This window comes from Draconibacterium sp. IB214405, assembly GCF_033963885.1.
Classification (GTDB): domain Bacteria; phylum Bacteroidota; class Bacteroidia; order Bacteroidales; family Prolixibacteraceae; genus Draconibacterium.
Window position 1 is genome coordinate 55023 of sequence record NZ_JAXBMA010000007.1, and the last position, 16307, is coordinate 71329.

Genomic DNA, 16307 nt, shown 5'->3' on the forward strand with positions numbered 1-16307 from the left:
TGACTAACGAACTTGCTAATGTTTTAAGTTTAATATGAAGTTAAAAAAAGATTTCCCTAAATGCGTATTTTCGTGAAATTAAATTTTTGCAATGAAAGCAGAACTTTCGAACATAAAAAATATAATTTTCGACCTGGGACGTGTATTGTTGAACCTCGATTTTGACGCATCAATAAAAGCGTTTCAAAAACTGGGAAGTCAGGGCGAGGTGTTGGATCATAAAAATGCTTATGCCGACCCGGTATTTTACAACTTTGAAGTTGGAAAAATAACTCCCCCTGAATTTCGATCAGGAATAAGAAATCTAATAAAAGACACAGCGCTCACCGACAAACAGATTGACGATGCCTGGTACGCCATGATCTTGGACATCCCGGAATACAGAGTAAAAAAAGTACAGGAACTCAGCACGCGTTACAACATCTATTTATTTAGCAATACCAATCAAATTCACATCGACAGGTTACTTGCTGAATTTAAAAAGCAATATGGATTTGAGTTTCCCTCGCTGTTTAATGCGGTTTATTATTCGCACGAAATTCACGACCGCAAACCGGAGATTAGTTCATTTGAGAAGGTAATTAATCTTTCAGGAGTTAATCCGGAAGAGACACTTTTTGTGGACGATCTGGAGAAAAATATCGTTGCAGCCGAAAAAGCAGGACTAAAAACTCTCTGGTTAACAGAGGAAATGGAAATGACTGAATTATTTTAAAATACGCACTCGTTTTATGCGGATATCTTCTACCGGTCGCCACCGCCGATCGGTTTCTACCTGAACAATTTTATCTACCACATCCATTCCCGAAGTCACTTGCCCAAAAATGGTATAACTGTCATCGAGGTGGGGTGAGCCGCCCACTGTTTTATAGGCACGCCGCTGTTCAGCCGAAAATTTGTAGTTGTTGGTTTCCTCCAATTCGTCCAGCCCTTTATCAGAATACGTGCGCCCCGAAACGATGTAGAACTGCGATCCATCAGATCTGCGCCGCTCATTTTTGGTGTCCGGTTTTCGCGGCGAACCAATCATACCACGTTTATGATACAAACCGGGAACAATATGCGCCGGAATCGTATATCCCGGGCCTTTCCAACCTACGTTTGCACCGGGCACGGCGTATCGCGTATCGGCGGCACCACTCTGAATCCCAAAATCTTTTATCACACGGTGGATCAACAAACTATCGAAATAATGCTCTTTGGCCAAACGGATAAAATTGTCGCGATACTCAGGTGTTTCATTAAAAAGTTTTATGGTTATGTTTCCGTAATCGGTTTCCAAAACCAGCCCTTTTATTTTACGGTTTTCGGCAGCTATTTTTTCGTTCGAAGTATTTTTTAGCATTTCCAGCGGCTCCGGTGTTTCGGTTTTCTTTCGCAGCATATCCAAAATAAATTCCGACGGAATAGCAAAACTCTGCGTTTCGAAATTAACCGTTCCGGAATACGCTACGCCAATTGCTTTCCCGGTAGACACAAAAATGGGCGCTCCAAACTGCGATGCCCGAATCAGGTTGGTAATACGGTACAACCTCGTTCCCCTGATATTGGTAAGATTTAAAACTTTTCCGGTAAAAAGTTGCAAGGTTTTCCCTGTTTTTGGTGCCACGTACATCGATTTGGCAAAATTGGGTAAGGTGTCTTTTTGCAATTCAATGGGTTCACGCCGAATGCTGTCGACTTTTAATATGATCAGATCGTTGATACGATCGAACGCCACAAAACTGTGTGCCGTATATTTTTTATCCTCGCCGAAGGGCTGCACATCAACTTCTGTAGCCTGATTCACCAGCGAATATTTTGTAACCAACAGATCTTCCCCCACAAAAAATCCCTGCCCCGATTCTAAAATCCGGCCTTCGTCATACGAATCGATTTTTGTGATGGATGGCATCAACTTGTTCCACAATTCCGAATCGTCGCCGCCATTTGTTTCCTGTTTATCGGTTGGAGCAATCTTCTCTTCAGCAACCTTTTTTTCTTTGTTTCCGCAGGCACTTAGAAGAACTAATAAAAGTAATATGAAAGAAAATTGTCTCACCATAACACTATTTGATTACCGTCACTGTTATTTTCACATCGTTAAATGGCCTGTCGTTGCTGTCTGTTTTCAGAGCGGCAATTTTATCAATCACATCAAAACCCGAAATACACTCGCCAAAAATGGTGTATTTCCCGTCTAACTCAGGATAACCGCCAACTGTAGTGTATGCTTCTCGCTGAGCTTCGGAAAACTCAAGGACACCGCGGTTTAGGTTATAATCGGTTTCAATATTATCTTTTATTTTGGAAGCCAACTCCCTGAATTCTTGCACCTTTTTCTCCTCCTTCAATTGTTTCAATTGGGCCCGCACTTCAGGTGTCATATATTTCTGAACGATCTTGTTGCGAATTGGAGTATTCACTGCCATTTCCATGGTATCCAATGCGCCCTCGGTATAAACGCTCCCCTTGATAATAAAAAACTGGGAAATATCGGATTGTTTGAAAGGATTAACCTCGTCGGGTTGACGCGGTGCACAAAGCGATCCTTTTTTATGAAAATAATGTTTCAGAATTTCGTCGTCGACTGTTTTATCCGGATCGCCATATCCAATTCTTTTTCCCGGAGGCGCATTTCGCGAACTTTTTGAACCTCCCTGAATCAGAAAATCCTCAATTACGCGGTAAAATAAGGTGCCGTCGTAATAGCCCTGGTTGGTTAATTCAACAAAAGCGTTGCGGTGTTTTGGCGTGTCGTCGAACAAGCGGAATTGCATATCGCCATAATTGGTAGAAATTTCGACAATCCTCGTCTGAGCACTCACTGAAGTCGCAAACAACCAAATAAATACAATGAATAAACCGGTTCTAACCATAAGCTATTTTGTACGTTCCACCTCCATTTTTATATCCGCTTTCGGACGATCGTACTGATCTGTTTCCACAGCAGCAATCTTATCCAACACATCCAATCCTTCAACAACCTCGCCAAAAACGGTGTACTCGCCATCTAAAGAAGGATATCCGCCAATTGTAGTGTAAGCTTCACGTTGTTCGTCGGTAAAAGAAAATTGTGGTTGTTCGGTCCAGGCACTGTCTGCTTTTGTGCGCAACTCAGCCACAAAAATATTAAAGCCATCCTGATCGTTATTTTTTCTGAATTCGTCAAGTTTTGGTTTCGCCTCAGCAAATTTTTCCTGTAAGAATTCATTTTTTGCACGACTGTTCATCATCATTTCCATGGTATCGAGTTTCCCCGGAGTAAAAACTTCGCCCTGTACAAGATAAAACTGCGAACCGCTCGATCTCTTTTCAGGATTTGACGGGCCGCCACGACGTGCTGCTGCCAGCGCTCCTTTTTTATGAAAATGCTGCGGTAAAATCTCTGCAGGAACGGTGTAGCCAGGATTTCCACTTCCTAAACGTTGCCCCGGCGCTGCATTCTTCGAGTCGGGATCTCCTCCCTGTATCATAAAATTTTTCATTACACGATGAAAAAGTAAATCATCGTAATAACCTTCGTCGATTAATTTCAGAAAATTCTGTTTGTGCTCAGGTGTATCGTCATACAGTTTAAGTTTAATGTCACCAAAATCAGTTTTAACCACAACAAGGCTGCTGCCGTCTTTTTGTTTGGCATTACTGCACGATATTCCCAATCCAACAAAAGCAATTAATATTAAAACAATTAATTTATTCATTCGTGTTTAATTTTCTTATTTTAACAACTCTAAATTTCCGTAAAGATAAAAAGATGATAAACATTCACTCCTGCCTTCTTTTAATGTTCGTCCTTTTTTCGTGTTCAGCACCCCAAAAAAAGGAGAGTAGTGCAGTTATTACTTTGGAGGCCGAAAAATTTATTCCGGAAATAGCGGATAAATTGAACGAGATCTCAGGATTGATGATTTACAAAGATCATTTCTGGGGATTTAACGACAGCGGCGGAGAAAATGAGCTGTACGGATTTAACAAGTCGGGAAAAATAAAATACGAAATTGAGTTTGAAAACGCGAAGAACAATGATTGGGAAGCGATGACTCAGGACAGCAAACACATTTTTATTGGCGATTTCGGAAACAACATGGGTACACGCAACGACCTTAGTATTTATAAGATCAAGAAAAAAGACATATCGAAAAAGGAGGAGCAAAAGCTTGAAGCGAAGGCGATTGAATTTAAGTATACCGAACAAAAACAGTTTCATTTTCCCGACAAAAGCACTCCTTACGACTGCGAAGCAATGGTAGCCTTTAAAAACAAACTTTACCTCTTCAGCAAAAACTGGCGCGACGGCACTACCTGGCAGTACGAACTGGCAACAAAAAAAGGCGAATACGAAATAACTCCAACCGATACTTTTGATGTAAAATGCCTGATAACCGGAGCCGATATCAGCCCCGATAAAAAAACCTTGGCCCTGGTAGGTTATCAAAATTACCGGTCGTTTATGTGGTTGTTTTCCGATTTTCCGGGCGATCGCTTTTTCGAGGGCAAAAGCCAATATATCAAACTCGAAGGAATCGACGGAGCACAAACAGAAGGCATCTGTTTTTTAACGAACGACAGTATTTTGGTTTCGTGCGAAAGAAGCCGGGGATTCGATCAGCAGGTTTTTCTATTTGATTTAAACAAACTGAACGATGGAACACATTAGAGTGAATCCGAAAATAAGGCTCGAATTGATTAATTTGTCAATGGCCGGAATCATTTTTCAAACCATCGACCGCGACCGCGAATTTCTAAAAAAATGGCTTCCGTTTGTAAATTACACCAACCAGCTTGAAGACACCGAAGCGTTTATCTCAAGCATTACCCGAAGCGGAAACAAAAGCGACCTGGTTTACACCATTTGGTACAACGAAGAATTTGCCGGACTGATTGGTTTTAAAGACACCGACTGGGTGAACCGCAAAACCGAACTCGGTTACTGGCTGGCTGAAAAAATGCAGGGTAAAGGGATTATTTCAGCTTCGGTTGAGAAGCTGGTTCGTTTTGCCTTTCAGAAACAAAAAATGAACCGCGTACAGATTAAAGTTGCCGAAGAAAATTTACCCAGCGAAAAGATTCCCAAAAAACTGGGCTTTGTTTACGAAGGAACTGAACGTCAGGGAGAACATCACGCAAGCGGTTACGTCAATCTTAAAATTTACAGCAAACTCAAACACGAAATTACCGATTAAATGCAACCTTCGTTATGGTTTTATGTCAGTATAGCTGTATAAGAATAGTTAGAATACAGATTATTGACCATTCAGTAAGCGTAACTCATTGAAAATTTATATATTTGACCCGTAAATTCATTTGTTCGAATTTTAAAAATTAATAATGGAAACAGAAACAGTTACAGAAAAGTCGTTACGCAGAAACCTCTATCGTGTGTTGCGAAAAACAGGTGTTACCAGAGAGAACATTTGTTTGACCGCATCGTTTTATGAGGATCTGAATTTCGACAACATCGATTGGACAATCTTTACTCACTATTTAGAAGGCATCTTCAACATAAAAGTGAACGATGACGAACTAAATAGTTTTGCGAATGTAAACGACACGCTCCTGTACTTACGAGGAGAATTGGTTTATTCAACGAATTAGGCTATTACAACATTCATTTCATAAAAGGGACTCAAAATAATTGAGTCCCTTTTTTATTTGAACTTTTAGAGTGAAAGTTTGTATCTTTTAGAAAAATTAAATTACCAAACAATATGGAAAAAGTAAATAGCTTATCGGAACAACTTTACGATCTCGTAATGTTCTATGGCCCTAAATTAGTCGGGGCGATCATCACCCTAATTATTGGCTTGTGGGTAATCTCAATTATAAGAAGCTCTTTGCGCAAACGCTTTGAGAAGAAAGAGTTAGACCCTTCACTCCGAGGATTTCTGAACAGCCTGATCGGTATGGGATTAAAAGCCATGCTGTGGATTGCAGTTATTGGAATGATGGGTGTTGAAATGACCTCTTTCATTGCAATTCTTGGTGCAGCCGGTTTGGCTGTAGGAATGGCTTTTTCAGGTACCTTATCGAATTTTGCCGGAGGTGTGATGATACTGATCTTCAAACCTTTCAAAGTAGGCAATGTAATTAATGCCCAGGGACATACGGGTGTTGTAAGCGAGATACAGATATTTAATACGATACTGAAAACACCAGACAACAAAACAATTATCATTCCTAACGGAGGTTTGGCAACAGGATCGATGACCAACTTTTCTACCGAGCCAAAACGTCGTGTAGATTTAACTTTTGGTATTGCTTATGGCGATGATGTAGATAAAGCAAAAGAAGTTTTAATGAAACTGATAAAAGCCGACGAACGGATCATTAACGACCCTGCGGAACCGTTTATTGCTGTTAGCGAATTGGCCGACAGTTCGGTTAATTTAGTGGTTCGCGTTTGGGCCGAAGCTGCTAATTACTGGGGTATTTATTTCGATCTTACCGAAAATGTTTACAAAACATTTGATAAAGAAGGTCTCAATATTCCTTTCCCGCAAATGGATGTACACGTACAGAAATAAAAAAATATACAACAAAGAAAAAGGCGCTTATTCAAGCGCCTTTTTTGTTTTTATCCGGATTACTGTTTTTCCGTCTTCATCTGTTTTCTCGATTTTCTCCACCTCATTTTGTCGCAACAACTCCTTCACCTTGTCGCTTTTTACCTTTTTACCATCGATGTAATATACCGTGGTGGTATCGCCTGGTGTACTCAGAAAAATAGGCTGCCGACCGTATTTTTCAGCCATTTCACGTTGTCTCTCGGCCATTTCACGTTGTCTCTCGAACTGCTTTAGCGCCTGCTGTTCTATTTTTTCAATCTGCTCATCCGACAACTTGGCCTGCTCAGCCATTTCGCGTGCCCGGGCTTCCATAGCTGCAATTTGTTCCTCATCAAAACTATTGTAAGCTCTGAACATATCTGCCCCTGAAATAAAGTTGGAACGCGAATTATCGATTTTATACAAATTTTCCAAACCGCGTAGATTTAATACTTTATTCAGATCAGCAACAGTTGCCAGGTTAATATCTCCGTCAATTTCCACAAGGTTGGTCGAAGACGTTGAGCTTGTTACAAGTGCCAAGGCAGCCACCTTCCCACCATCCTTTTTCAGATAAACCTTTACGTCCTCTCCCATACGCTTTTCAGTTTTTAGTAGCGAATAACCATTTGCTTTATAATGGTCAAGAATTTCTTCATGCAATTCTACTACACCCGACTTTTCTTGTTTTGCCGGTTTATCATCGCCATAAAGCTCATTTACCGGCAATCCGAAACGACTTTGACTTACCACCAAAATATTATCCAGACTTTTTAATGCTTCAGCCAGTTCCGAGTTTTCATCTATGTTTTTCTTTTTCAGATACAAATCGAACATGTCGCTGCTTAACATGCTGGCGCTAAAACCGTCCTTATCCGAAAATTTTTCGGTTAACTCCTCAAACAGGCTCTGAGACTGCTGTGCCAATACCGGAAAAATAATTCCCATCATCAACACAAAAACTATTAACTTCTTCATATCACTAACTTTTTAATTGTTTCTTTTTCCTTTTTAACCTCTCTCATCGGTTTTGGGATTCGCATTAAAATAACCACTAAAAAATCACACTTAGTTTATTATAATTTCCACATCATCATCTACCCAAAGAACAAGCATATCGTCAGGTTCCGGTTCGGGCTGCAAACTTTCCGACATCTGAAATAAGGCTTGTTCCATTACAAAAAACTGGTCTTCCAATTTCGTCTGCTTTTTATTTCTTACATCCAGGAAAACAGTCAACACAATCAGCACAACTGCTGCAGCCGAAACAGCCGAGTACAAACGCATTCGAATGCTTTTCTTTTTGACAACCTGCTTTTCAATTCCAGCAAATAGATCGTCCTCCAGTCCTTCCGGGACAAACGCTTCTTTCTCGTAAAAAGAAAATATATCCTTCTCCACACCTCCTGTTTTACTTTCCGAAACGGTGGCTTTCAGCTCCTTTTCCTCCTCCAACGAAGTTTCGCCTCTATAATATTTGTCGAGCATATTTTCCTGATGTGTCATAATCGTAAATTTTTTCAACTTCTTCTTTCACTTTTTGCCTGGCCCGCGAGAGGATCACCCGCAGGTTGGCCACTTCATAACCGGTCATTTCCTTAATCTCGTCGAACGAAAAACCATCAATGTCGCGCAACTCAATAACCGTTCTGTATTTCTCCGGCAGATCTTTTATCACCTGTTTTACTTTCTCGTATCGTTCATTTGTATCTGAATCTGTTCCATCGGCTTCCATATTCAAAATTCGGTATTCGTGCTTCTCATCCATGGCCTGCGGCTTTTTCTTTTTCAACAGGTCGAAACTGTAATTTCGAGCCATCGTTACTATGTAGGCCGATTGGTTTGTACAGTTCACCAGCTCATCCTTTCGGTTCCATAACCTGAGCATTAATTCCTGCAGGGCATCGCGTGTTTCTTCCTCATTTCTGAGAATCCGAAACAACATCGGGTACAGCTTTACCGAATATGGAATTACCGTATTTTTAAACTCTTCAGTGGTCATCTGTTATATTGGACGAGTTGCTTGTAATTTTATAACAAACATTTTCAAAAAAATAATCAAATACTTTTGGTGCTCAAACTCAAAGTAGGCCGAAAAACTAATTTTGTTACTTTTGCGGCACCAATGACTACAGCAAAATTCATAACTTTTTTACTTCTCGGTATTGGCTTAAGTTTCGATTCCTTTGCGGTTTCTGTGTCGTGTGGATTGATGAAACGGGAGATCAAATTTAAACAAGCTGCATTGGTTGCAGCTTCTTTGGCATTTTTTCAGGCAACTTTCCCGGTAATCGGCTGGCTGATAGGCGAAGTTGTTAAAAACCTGATCGCTTCGGTGGATCATTGGATCGCATTTGGATTATTGGCTTTAATCGGTGGAAAAATGATTGTTGAAGGCATTAAAGATGATGGTTCTCTCCAGAATTTTGATCCATTTAAAATCAGTGTTTTAATAGGTCTATCGATTGCCACCAGCATCGATGCATTGGTTGTTGGATTAAGTTTTGGATTTCTTGAAATACCGATTCTATTTCCCGTTTTGGTAATTGGTTCGGTAACCTTTATTGCGGCAATGCTGGGCATGTTGTTCGGGAAAAACATTTCGGCTAAAAGAAGCCATCAATCGCTTATTTTGGGAGGTATTATTTTAATTGCTATCGGGTTAAAAATTCTGGCCGAACACCTGTTTATGCAGGCTACTTAGTAATTTTCATTTTTACCCGATAATCTTCGAAATCTATTGGATTGTCAATATCCGGATAAGGCGAAACATCAATCAACTCAAACGTATAATCCCCCGAAGTTGCAGTTATCTGATCATGTGTACTCAACTCTAGCGTATCAATTTCCGGGCTTGAAAGGACAATCTCAACACGCGCTTCACCTTCCCAAATACAAACCACTCCGGTCGGGCAGCGCGAATCAGAAATGTCAGCGATTTCAAAAACAAGCGACTCGCTACGATCAGAATAAAATTCATCAACCCTGAACTGTTTTTCTTCTCCAAAATCGAAAAAATAGGAAGGCTCATCATCGGCACACGAATAAATCGCGAATATGAGTACAAATAGTATGGAAATTTTTTTATTCATATTTAAGTCGGCTCTTTTTCTATAGATGTTTTCGTACACAAAAAAGTTGCGTTATTTTAAATGTTCATTTAATTCGTCGGATAAAAACCGTAATTTCACGTCTTTAAATTTATAGACGAATGGCGAAGATAAGAGTTACCAAGAAGTTTCATTTTGAAATGGGCCACGCACTGCACAATTACGACGGGCTGTGTCGTAATATTCACGGGCACACCTACAACATGGAAGTGACTTTACTTGGTGAAATCAGAGAGGAGAAAGGACACCCGAAAGACGGGATGGTAGTCGATTTTGGAAAGCTAAAAAAACTGGTGAAAGACAAGATTGTAAATGTGTACGACCACAGTTTGGTGGTGAGTAAAATTTACGCTGAGAAGAACCAGGAGCACCTGTTAAAAGCTACTGATCGACTGATCGTTCACGATTTCCAACCCACATCGGAAAATATGTGTGTATATTTTGCCGGAGTTCTTCAACAAGAACTGCCCAAGGATGTTTCTTTGTATAGTATTCGTCTTTACGAAACCGGAACATCGTACGCCGAATGGTTTGCAGAAGACAATAAATAGTTCGTACCCTGAAAATTAATATTATGGCTGAAAACAAACAGCAAAAACTTTTTCTTTTAGACGCTTTCGCACTGATCTACCGCAGTTATTTTGCATTTATCCGCAATCCCCGATTTAACTCAAAAGGTGTAAATACCTCGGCAATGCTGGGTGTTACCAACACCATTGTGCAGTTAATGGAGAAAGAAGATCCGGAATACCTGGCTGTGGTTTTCGATGTGTCGGCGCCAACTTTCAGGCACGAAATGTATAAAGAATACAAGGCTAACCGCGATGAAATGCCGGAAGACCTACGCAAATCGATTCCTTACATTCGTAGAATCATTGAGGCGTTTAATATTCCGATTATTGAAAAGGCAGGTTACGAGGCCGACGATGTGATTGGAACGCTGGCAAAAAAAGCAGAACAAGAAGGTTTCACCACCTACATGATGACGCCCGATAAAGACTATGCACAGTTGGTTTCGGATAAGGTTTTTATGTACAAACCCGGAAAAGGCGGTGGCGATGTTGAGATTTGGGGACTGCCCGAAGTTCAGGAAAACTTCGGCATTAAAACTGCCGATCAGGTGATCGACATCCTTGGATTAATGGGTGATTCGGCTGATAATATTCCAGGCTGCCCTGGTGTTGGACCAAAAACAGCGCAAAAACTTATTGCCGATTACGGAAGCATTGAAGAACTGTACAGAAATACCGATAAGCTGAAAGGCAAACAAAAAGAACGGGTCATCGAAAACGAGGAGCAGGTGCGCCTTTCAAAAGTGCTGGCAACCATTATTACCGATGCCCCGGTAGAATTCGATCTGAAACAACTACAGAAAGACGAGTTCAACAAAGAGGAGCTGGTAAAATTGTTTAACGAGCTGGAATTTAAATCACTGATTACGCGCTTAAACCTTAGCAGTGCTCCGGCAGAAACGGCTATGCAAGGAACACTTTTCGGCGCTCCTGAAGAAGTTGTTGCAGAAGTTCCTACTACAAAAGAAAATATCGATTCTGTTCCTCATCAATACTATTTGGTTGAAAACGAACTGCAACGTGCCAGTCTGAGAGCCGAACTTTCGGTGCAAAAGGAATTTTGTTTTGATACCGAAACCACCGGATTAGATACCCAAACTGCTGAGATCGTTTGTATGTCGTTTGCGTTTAGAGAGCATGAAGCCTATTGTGTTACCATCCCAAACAACCGGGAAGAAGCACTAAAAGTAATGAATGAATTCCGTGAAGTTTTTGCAGACACCAACATTACCAAAATCGGTCAAAACATTAAGTACGACATTCTCATTCTGAAGAATTATAATCTCGAGGTAAAAGGAACACTTTACGATACGATGCTGGCGCATTACCTGATTCAGCCCGACATGAAGCACAACCTCGATCAGTTGTGTTTGCAGTACCTGAATTACGAAAAAGTACCGACCGAAAACCTGATCGGGAAAAAAGGGAAAAACCAGCTGACCATGCGCTCGGTAACAACAGATAAGTTACGCGATTACGCCTGCGAAGATGCCGACCTGACTTTGCAATTAAAAAACGCATTGGAACCGGAGTTGGATAAAGCCGGAGTACGCGAACTTTTCGAAACGCTTGAAATGCCGCTGGTACCAGTACTTGCAAAAATGGAAAGTACGGGTGTAAAATTAAACTCTGAAGAGCTGAATAAATACGCCGTAGTTTTACGTGAACAAATAATTCAACTGGAAAAAGAAATAATAGAACTGGCCGGCGAGGATTTTAATGTTTCGTCGCCCAAACAATTAGGCCCCATTCTTTTCGAGAAGCTAAAAATTGATACCAACGCCAAGAAGACCAAAACCAAACAATACTCAACTTCTGAGGAGGTTTTGATACGTCTGGTTGACAAACACCCGATTGTTCAAAAGGTATTGGATTTCCGAGGATTAAAAAAACTGTTATCGACCTACGTTGAGGCTTTACCACAATTGGTGAATCCAAAAACAGGGAAGATTCATACATCATATAATCAAGCCATTGCAGCCACCGGCCGTTTGAGTTCTGTTAATCCGAACTTGCAGAATATTCCGATCCGTGATGCAGCGGGCCGCGAAATTCGAAAAGCTTTTATTCCGTCGGATGATGAGCATACTTTTTTCTCTGCCGACTACTCACAAATTGAGTTGCGCATTATGGCCGCACTAAGTGGCGACGAGGAGATGCAACTTGCTTTTAACGAAGGTAAAGACATTCACTCCATCACCGCCGCAAAGATCTACCAGATTCCGGAAAGCGAAGTTGATTCAGACATGCGCCGTAAAGCTAAAACAGCCAACTTCGGAATTATTTATGGTATTTCGGCGTTTGGTTTGTCGCAGCGTTTAAATATTCCACGTACTGAAGCGAAAGAGTTGATTGACGGCTATTTCGAGAATTTCCCGAATATTAAAGCTTTTATGGACAAACAAATTCACCTGGCCCGCGAGCAGGGTTTTGTTGAAACCATAAAAGGTCGCCGACGCTATTTAAACGATATCAATTCGGCCAATGCGGTTGTTCGTGGTATGGCCGAACGAAATGCGGTTAATGCGCCGATACAAGGTTCTGCAGCCGATATCATTAAAATTGCAATGATCAATATCCACAATAAAATGGAGGAGCAAAACCTGCATTCGAAAATGATTTTGCAGGTGCATGATGAATTGAATTTTGATGTGTATAAACCGGAATTGGAAACGATCCGTTCGTTGGTGAAAACAGAGATGGAGAATGCCGTGGATATTGGTGTTCAGTTAACAGTTGAAAGCAACGCGGCAGACAACTGGCTGGATGCGCATTAGAATTCGGTTTCTGTATTAATTGTTTGATCAGTTTCGACTCCGCTCAACTTGACAAAACTGTCAGGCTGAGCGAAGTCGAAGTCTTAACAACTTATCTCGTAAAATGCTGACTTTACGATTTCGCCATACTTATTCAGCGACCTTACTTTTTTAATGTATTTCAGCACCTTTCTCTGATTAGGGAAACAGTACGAAAAGTAGATCCAAAACTGTTTCATTTTATTCAGCGCATTGCCCTCGTTATCCATAACTTCGAGATAACGTTTAAGTATTGTTTGATGAAAAGTGTGAAGTAATTCAAACCGTTCCTTTGGAGTGGACTGAATGCCTTTTATTTCGTGAGGCAAAAACGGATTCATCAAAATTCCGCGTCCCAACATCCAGGTGTCAACACCTTGAAATTTATTTTGTTTGTAGCGATAATCTTCAACAGAAAAGACATCACCGTTATAAACCAACTTGTGTTTGAGCATGTCGGCAGCATACGAAAATGCATTTTCATCAATTTCACCCGAATACAACTGTCCGGCCACCCGGGCATGTAGGATGACCTCTTTTAGTGGAAATTGATTCAGTACTTTTATAACGTCTTTTATCTCATCTGCCGATTTAAATCCGGCCCGCAACTTTACAGAAAGTTCTCCTTTAGCGCTGCTATAAAAATGATCCAGTATCTTATAAATCTCCTCCGGGAAAGGCAACAATCCGGAACCTTTCCCGCGGTTGGTAACCATTGGATAAGGACAACCCAAATTCAGGTTAAATTCGGAGTAACCATGATCGGCTAAATCATTTTCCAGCAATTCGAACTCGGCTGCATCCTTTGCCAAAATTTGAGGAACCACCCTGTTTTGAGTGTTATTCTCCGGAAGAATTTCGCGGATGTATTTGTTGGGGACCTTATTGTTTTTCACCGAAATGTACGGGATAAAATAGGCATCAACGGTGTTAAACACCTTTGCGAAAGAATCGCGGTACACATAATCGGTAAATCCCTGCAACGGGGCCAAATAGATCATTTCAGCAATATTGTTTTTGTCCGGCACAAATTACAAAAATTACTTTGTAGGTTCATAAAAAAAGCCTGCTTGTTCTTTCGCATGGCGAAGTGCTCATCTCATTATTTTGGTATCTTTGCGCCATTCAAAATTATGGGAACAGATTTCACATATTATCAGGACACGATTAAAGCGCAAAATCAATCTGTGGAGATAAGCAAAAATATTACCACGGCACAAGTTCATCGCTTTAATTCGCATGTTGACACTTCGGACTACATTCCATCGCGGCAACATACTGAAGTTATCAGTGAACTGATGGTTAAACCCTCCATAATTTTACCAAACAGAGAGCGGCAATATCCGGGAACCGATTGGTTAACCGTTCTTATTTTTGCGGGAATTGCCCTTTTTGCAAGTATCAGGTACGGTTACGCAAAATACATCCACCATCTGTTTTTGTCGTTATTTAATTATGCCACTTCGGTGCGCATGCTTAACGACAAAAGTTACCCGGTTTTTCATGCGGCGTATCGTCTCGAAATTATCTTTTACCTGGCATTATCCATTTTTGTTTACCAAGGATTAAATTTGATAAAATGGGAAAGTGCGCGAGTTAATCCGACATATTTTGGCTTCGTTTTGGGCGGAGTTCTGGTCTATTTTTTTGGCAAAAAACTGATCTATTTGACGCTCGGATTGCTGTTTGAAACGCAAAATGAAACCCGGGAATACCTTTTTAACATGGATAATTTTAACCGATCGCTCAGTTTAATTCTGTTACCCATTGTTATTCTGGTGGCTTTTGCTCCTTTTAAAACACCAGTGTTTATAACCGTTTCAGGGCTTATTATTTTTCTAATTTTTAACCTATTGTTACTTAAAAGGGGCGTTTTTATTTTATTGAAAAAACAATTTTCGTTATTTTATCTGTTTTTGTACCTTTGTACCCTTGAAATTTTACCCTTGCTTTTAATTTATAAAGTTGTTGTTTGATTAAGAAGGGGGAAAGTCTCATTAAAAGCATAAAAATTTGAAAGTCAAGAGCATTTTAGTTTCACAACCAGAGCCAAGTACAGCAAAATCACCGTATTTTGAATTGGCGGAGAAAAATGGATTGAAAATTGATTTCAGACCATTTATACAGGTGGAGGGAGTTCCTGCAAAGGAATTTCGCCAAACACGAACACAGATTTTGGAGCATACCGCAGTAATCTTTACCAGCCGAACTGCTATCGATCATTTTTTCAGAATAGCACAAGAGCTGAGAATTACTGTCCCTGACTCGATGAAGTACTTTTGTATTTCGGAAGCAACTGCTTTTTATCTTCAAAAGTACATCGTATACCGTAAGCGTAAAATATTTTATGCCGATGGTAAATTTACCGACTTGATAAATGTTATGAAAAAACACAAGGATGAAAAATTCCTCGTTCCTCTTTCTGACATTCACAAACAGGAAATTCCAACCCTGCTCGATAAAGGAGGTTACACGTATACCAAAGCAATTCTTTACCGCACTGTTAGTGCCGATTTATCTGACCTCGCTGATATCAAATACGACATCCTCGTGTTTTTCAGTCCTTCGGGAATTAAATCGCTCTATCAGAACTTCCCTGATTTTGAGCAGAATTCAACACGCATTGCATGTTTTGGTCCTACAACTGCAAAAGCTGTTGAGGAAGCCGGTTTACGATTAGACATTCAGGCGCCTACAGCTCAGGCACCTTCAATGACTATGGCTCTTGATCAATACATCAAGAAGAATAACAAGAATTAAATAGAAAAATATATACTTTTGAAAGGCCGTCCGTCGTTTGACGTATGGCCTTTACTTTTTTATGGAAACGAATGAAAAAATAGAAAAGCCGGTTTCTTTTTCATTAAAAAAAGAGGAACGATTATGCAGCAAAAAAGTGATTGACAAACTTTTTGCTGAAGGCGAATCATTTTTGGCATTTCCATTAAAAGTAGTTCATCTTAAAACCGATCTTCCACTACCGGTTAAAGTTCAGGCCGGATTTACAGTTAGTAAAAAGATATTTAAACGCGCAGTAAAACGTAATCGTATTAAACGACTAATGCGTGAAGCTTACCGACTGAATAAACAAAAGCTGCCTACGTTGGCCGACGACAAACAAATGGCTGTTTTTTTTATTTTTATAGGCAAAGAATTACCAACATTCCAGCAGGTGGAAAAAGCTGTGAAAAAAGCGCTTTATAAGCTGAATGAATCAGGCAAAAGCGCTGAATAAGGTAATTTTATAACCAGTGTTTCTCATTGCTTATCACTTATAGTTCTGCTCTTTCCTCAACCTATATT

At 40.3% G+C, this 16307-nt stretch carries 19 protein-coding genes; 11 read left to right on the forward strand and 8 right to left on the reverse strand.

What is annotated here, in order from left to right:
• Positions 1–91: 91 nt before the first annotated feature.
• Positions 92–715 (forward strand): HAD family hydrolase, encoded by a 624-nt coding sequence (locus SLH46_RS20575; protein ID WP_320283110.1) that lies wholly within the window; start codon positions 92–94, stop codon positions 713–715.
• Here SLH46_RS20575 and SLH46_RS20580 read toward each other — a convergent pair.
• Genes SLH46_RS20580 through SLH46_RS20590 form a run of 3 tightly spaced genes read right to left on the reverse strand, consistent with a single transcriptional unit; the run spans position 707 to position 3683 of the window.
• A complete protein-coding gene (locus SLH46_RS20580; RefSeq protein WP_320283111.1) occupies positions 707–2044 on the reverse strand; it encodes a peptidylprolyl isomerase in 1338 nt (445 codons plus the stop codon). The genes SLH46_RS20575 and SLH46_RS20580 overlap by 9 nt on opposite strands.
• Before the next feature lie 4 nt (positions 2045–2048).
• A complete protein-coding gene (locus SLH46_RS20585; RefSeq protein WP_320283112.1) occupies positions 2049–2858 on the reverse strand; it encodes a peptidylprolyl isomerase in 810 nt (269 codons plus the stop codon).
• Between the two features lie 3 nt (positions 2859–2861).
• A complete protein-coding gene (locus SLH46_RS20590; RefSeq protein ID WP_320283113.1) occupies positions 2862–3683 on the reverse strand; it encodes a peptidylprolyl isomerase in 822 nt (273 codons plus the stop codon).
• A gap of 53 nt (positions 3684–3736) precedes the next feature.
• On the opposite strand from SLH46_RS20590, the gene SLH46_RS20595 reads away from it, so the two are divergent.
• The 4 genes from SLH46_RS20595 to SLH46_RS20610 all read left to right on the forward strand — a co-directional run bounded on the left by SLH46_RS20595 (position 3737) and on the right by SLH46_RS20610 (position 6506).
• On the forward strand, positions 3737–4639 hold the full coding sequence (locus tag SLH46_RS20595) for a hypothetical protein (protein ID WP_320283114.1): 903 nt from the start codon (positions 3737–3739) through the stop codon (positions 4637–4639).
• Positions 4626–5165 (forward strand): GNAT family N-acetyltransferase, encoded by a 540-nt coding sequence (locus SLH46_RS20600; protein WP_320283115.1) that lies wholly within the window; start codon positions 4626–4628, stop codon positions 5163–5165. The genes SLH46_RS20595 and SLH46_RS20600 overlap by 14 nt, the downstream gene beginning before the upstream one ends.
• Before the next feature lie 145 nt (positions 5166–5310).
• Complete coding sequence (locus SLH46_RS20605) at positions 5311–5577, forward strand: acyl carrier protein (protein ID WP_320283116.1); 267 nt, start codon at positions 5311–5313, stop codon at positions 5575–5577.
• Positions 5578–5690: 113 nt separating this feature from the next.
• On the forward strand, positions 5691–6506 hold the full coding sequence (locus SLH46_RS20610) for a mechanosensitive ion channel family protein (protein ID WP_320283117.1): 816 nt from the start codon (positions 5691–5693) through the stop codon (positions 6504–6506).
• A 27-nt stretch (positions 6507–6533) separates the two neighbouring features.
• Here SLH46_RS20610 and SLH46_RS20615 read toward each other — a convergent pair whose 3' ends face one another.
• The 3 genes from SLH46_RS20615 to SLH46_RS20625 form a co-directional block, all read right to left on the reverse strand.
• Positions 6534–7505 (reverse strand): DUF4252 domain-containing protein, encoded by a 972-nt coding sequence (locus tag SLH46_RS20615; protein WP_320283118.1) that lies wholly within the window; start codon positions 7503–7505, stop codon positions 6534–6536.
• Positions 7506–7595: 90 nt separating this feature from the next.
• On the reverse strand, positions 7596–8033 hold the full coding sequence (locus tag SLH46_RS20620) for a hypothetical protein (RefSeq protein ID WP_320283119.1): 438 nt from the start codon (positions 8031–8033) through the stop codon (positions 7596–7598).
• Complete coding sequence (locus SLH46_RS20625) at positions 7996–8529, reverse strand: RNA polymerase sigma factor (RefSeq protein ID WP_320283120.1); 534 nt, start codon at positions 8527–8529, stop codon at positions 7996–7998. The genes SLH46_RS20620 and SLH46_RS20625 overlap by 38 nt, the downstream gene beginning before the upstream one ends.
• Before the next feature lie 69 nt (positions 8530–8598).
• On the opposite strand from SLH46_RS20625, the gene SLH46_RS20630 reads away from it, so the two are divergent.
• Positions 8599–9231: a manganese efflux pump MntP gene (locus SLH46_RS20630; protein ID WP_320283121.1), complete on the forward strand. Its 633-nt coding sequence runs from the start codon at positions 8599–8601 to the stop codon at positions 9229–9231.
• On the opposite strand, the gene SLH46_RS20635 is transcribed toward SLH46_RS20630, so the two are convergent.
• A complete protein-coding gene (locus SLH46_RS20635) occupies positions 9224–9619 on the reverse strand; it encodes a hypothetical protein (RefSeq protein WP_320283122.1) in 396 nt (131 codons plus the stop codon). The two genes, SLH46_RS20630 and SLH46_RS20635, sit on opposite strands and share 8 nt — an antisense overlap.
• Before the next feature lie 119 nt (positions 9620–9738).
• On the opposite strand from SLH46_RS20635, the gene SLH46_RS20640 reads away from it, so the two are divergent.
• Together SLH46_RS20640 and polA are read left to right on the forward strand one after the other, a co-directional pair.
• On the forward strand, positions 9739–10188 hold the full coding sequence (locus SLH46_RS20640; RefSeq protein ID WP_320283123.1) for a 6-pyruvoyl trahydropterin synthase family protein: 450 nt from the start codon (positions 9739–9741) through the stop codon (positions 10186–10188).
• A gap of 23 nt (positions 10189–10211) precedes the next feature.
• Positions 10212–12986 carry a DNA polymerase I gene (gene polA, locus SLH46_RS20645; RefSeq protein WP_320283124.1) on the forward strand — a complete coding sequence of 925 codons (2775 nt, stop codon included), beginning with the start codon at positions 10212–10214 and terminating at the stop codon, positions 12984–12986.
• Positions 12987–13069: 83 nt separating this feature from the next.
• On the opposite strand, the gene SLH46_RS20650 is transcribed toward polA, so the two are convergent.
• The gene (locus tag SLH46_RS20650; RefSeq protein ID WP_320283125.1) at positions 13070–14005 is read right to left on the reverse strand and encodes a tRNA dihydrouridine synthase; all 936 of its coding nucleotides are present in this window, start codon (positions 14003–14005) and stop codon (positions 13070–13072) included.
• Between the two features lie 132 nt (positions 14006–14137).
• Between SLH46_RS20650 and SLH46_RS20655 the strand changes: the two genes are divergently transcribed.
• The 3 genes from SLH46_RS20655 (at position 14138) to rnpA (ending at position 16239) form a co-directional block, all read left to right on the forward strand.
• Complete coding sequence (locus SLH46_RS20655; RefSeq protein ID WP_320283126.1) at positions 14138–14980, forward strand: DUF4271 domain-containing protein; 843 nt, start codon at positions 14138–14140, stop codon at positions 14978–14980.
• A 37-nt stretch (positions 14981–15017) separates the two neighbouring features.
• Positions 15018–15764 carry a uroporphyrinogen-III synthase gene (locus tag SLH46_RS20660; protein WP_320283127.1) on the forward strand — a complete coding sequence of 249 codons (747 nt, stop codon included), beginning with the start codon at positions 15018–15020 and terminating at the stop codon, positions 15762–15764.
• Between the two features lie 61 nt (positions 15765–15825).
• Positions 15826–16239 carry a ribonuclease P protein component gene (gene rnpA / locus SLH46_RS20665; protein WP_320283128.1) on the forward strand — a complete coding sequence of 138 codons (414 nt, stop codon included), beginning with the start codon at positions 15826–15828 and terminating at the stop codon, positions 16237–16239.
• Positions 16240–16307: the final 68 nt, after the last annotated feature.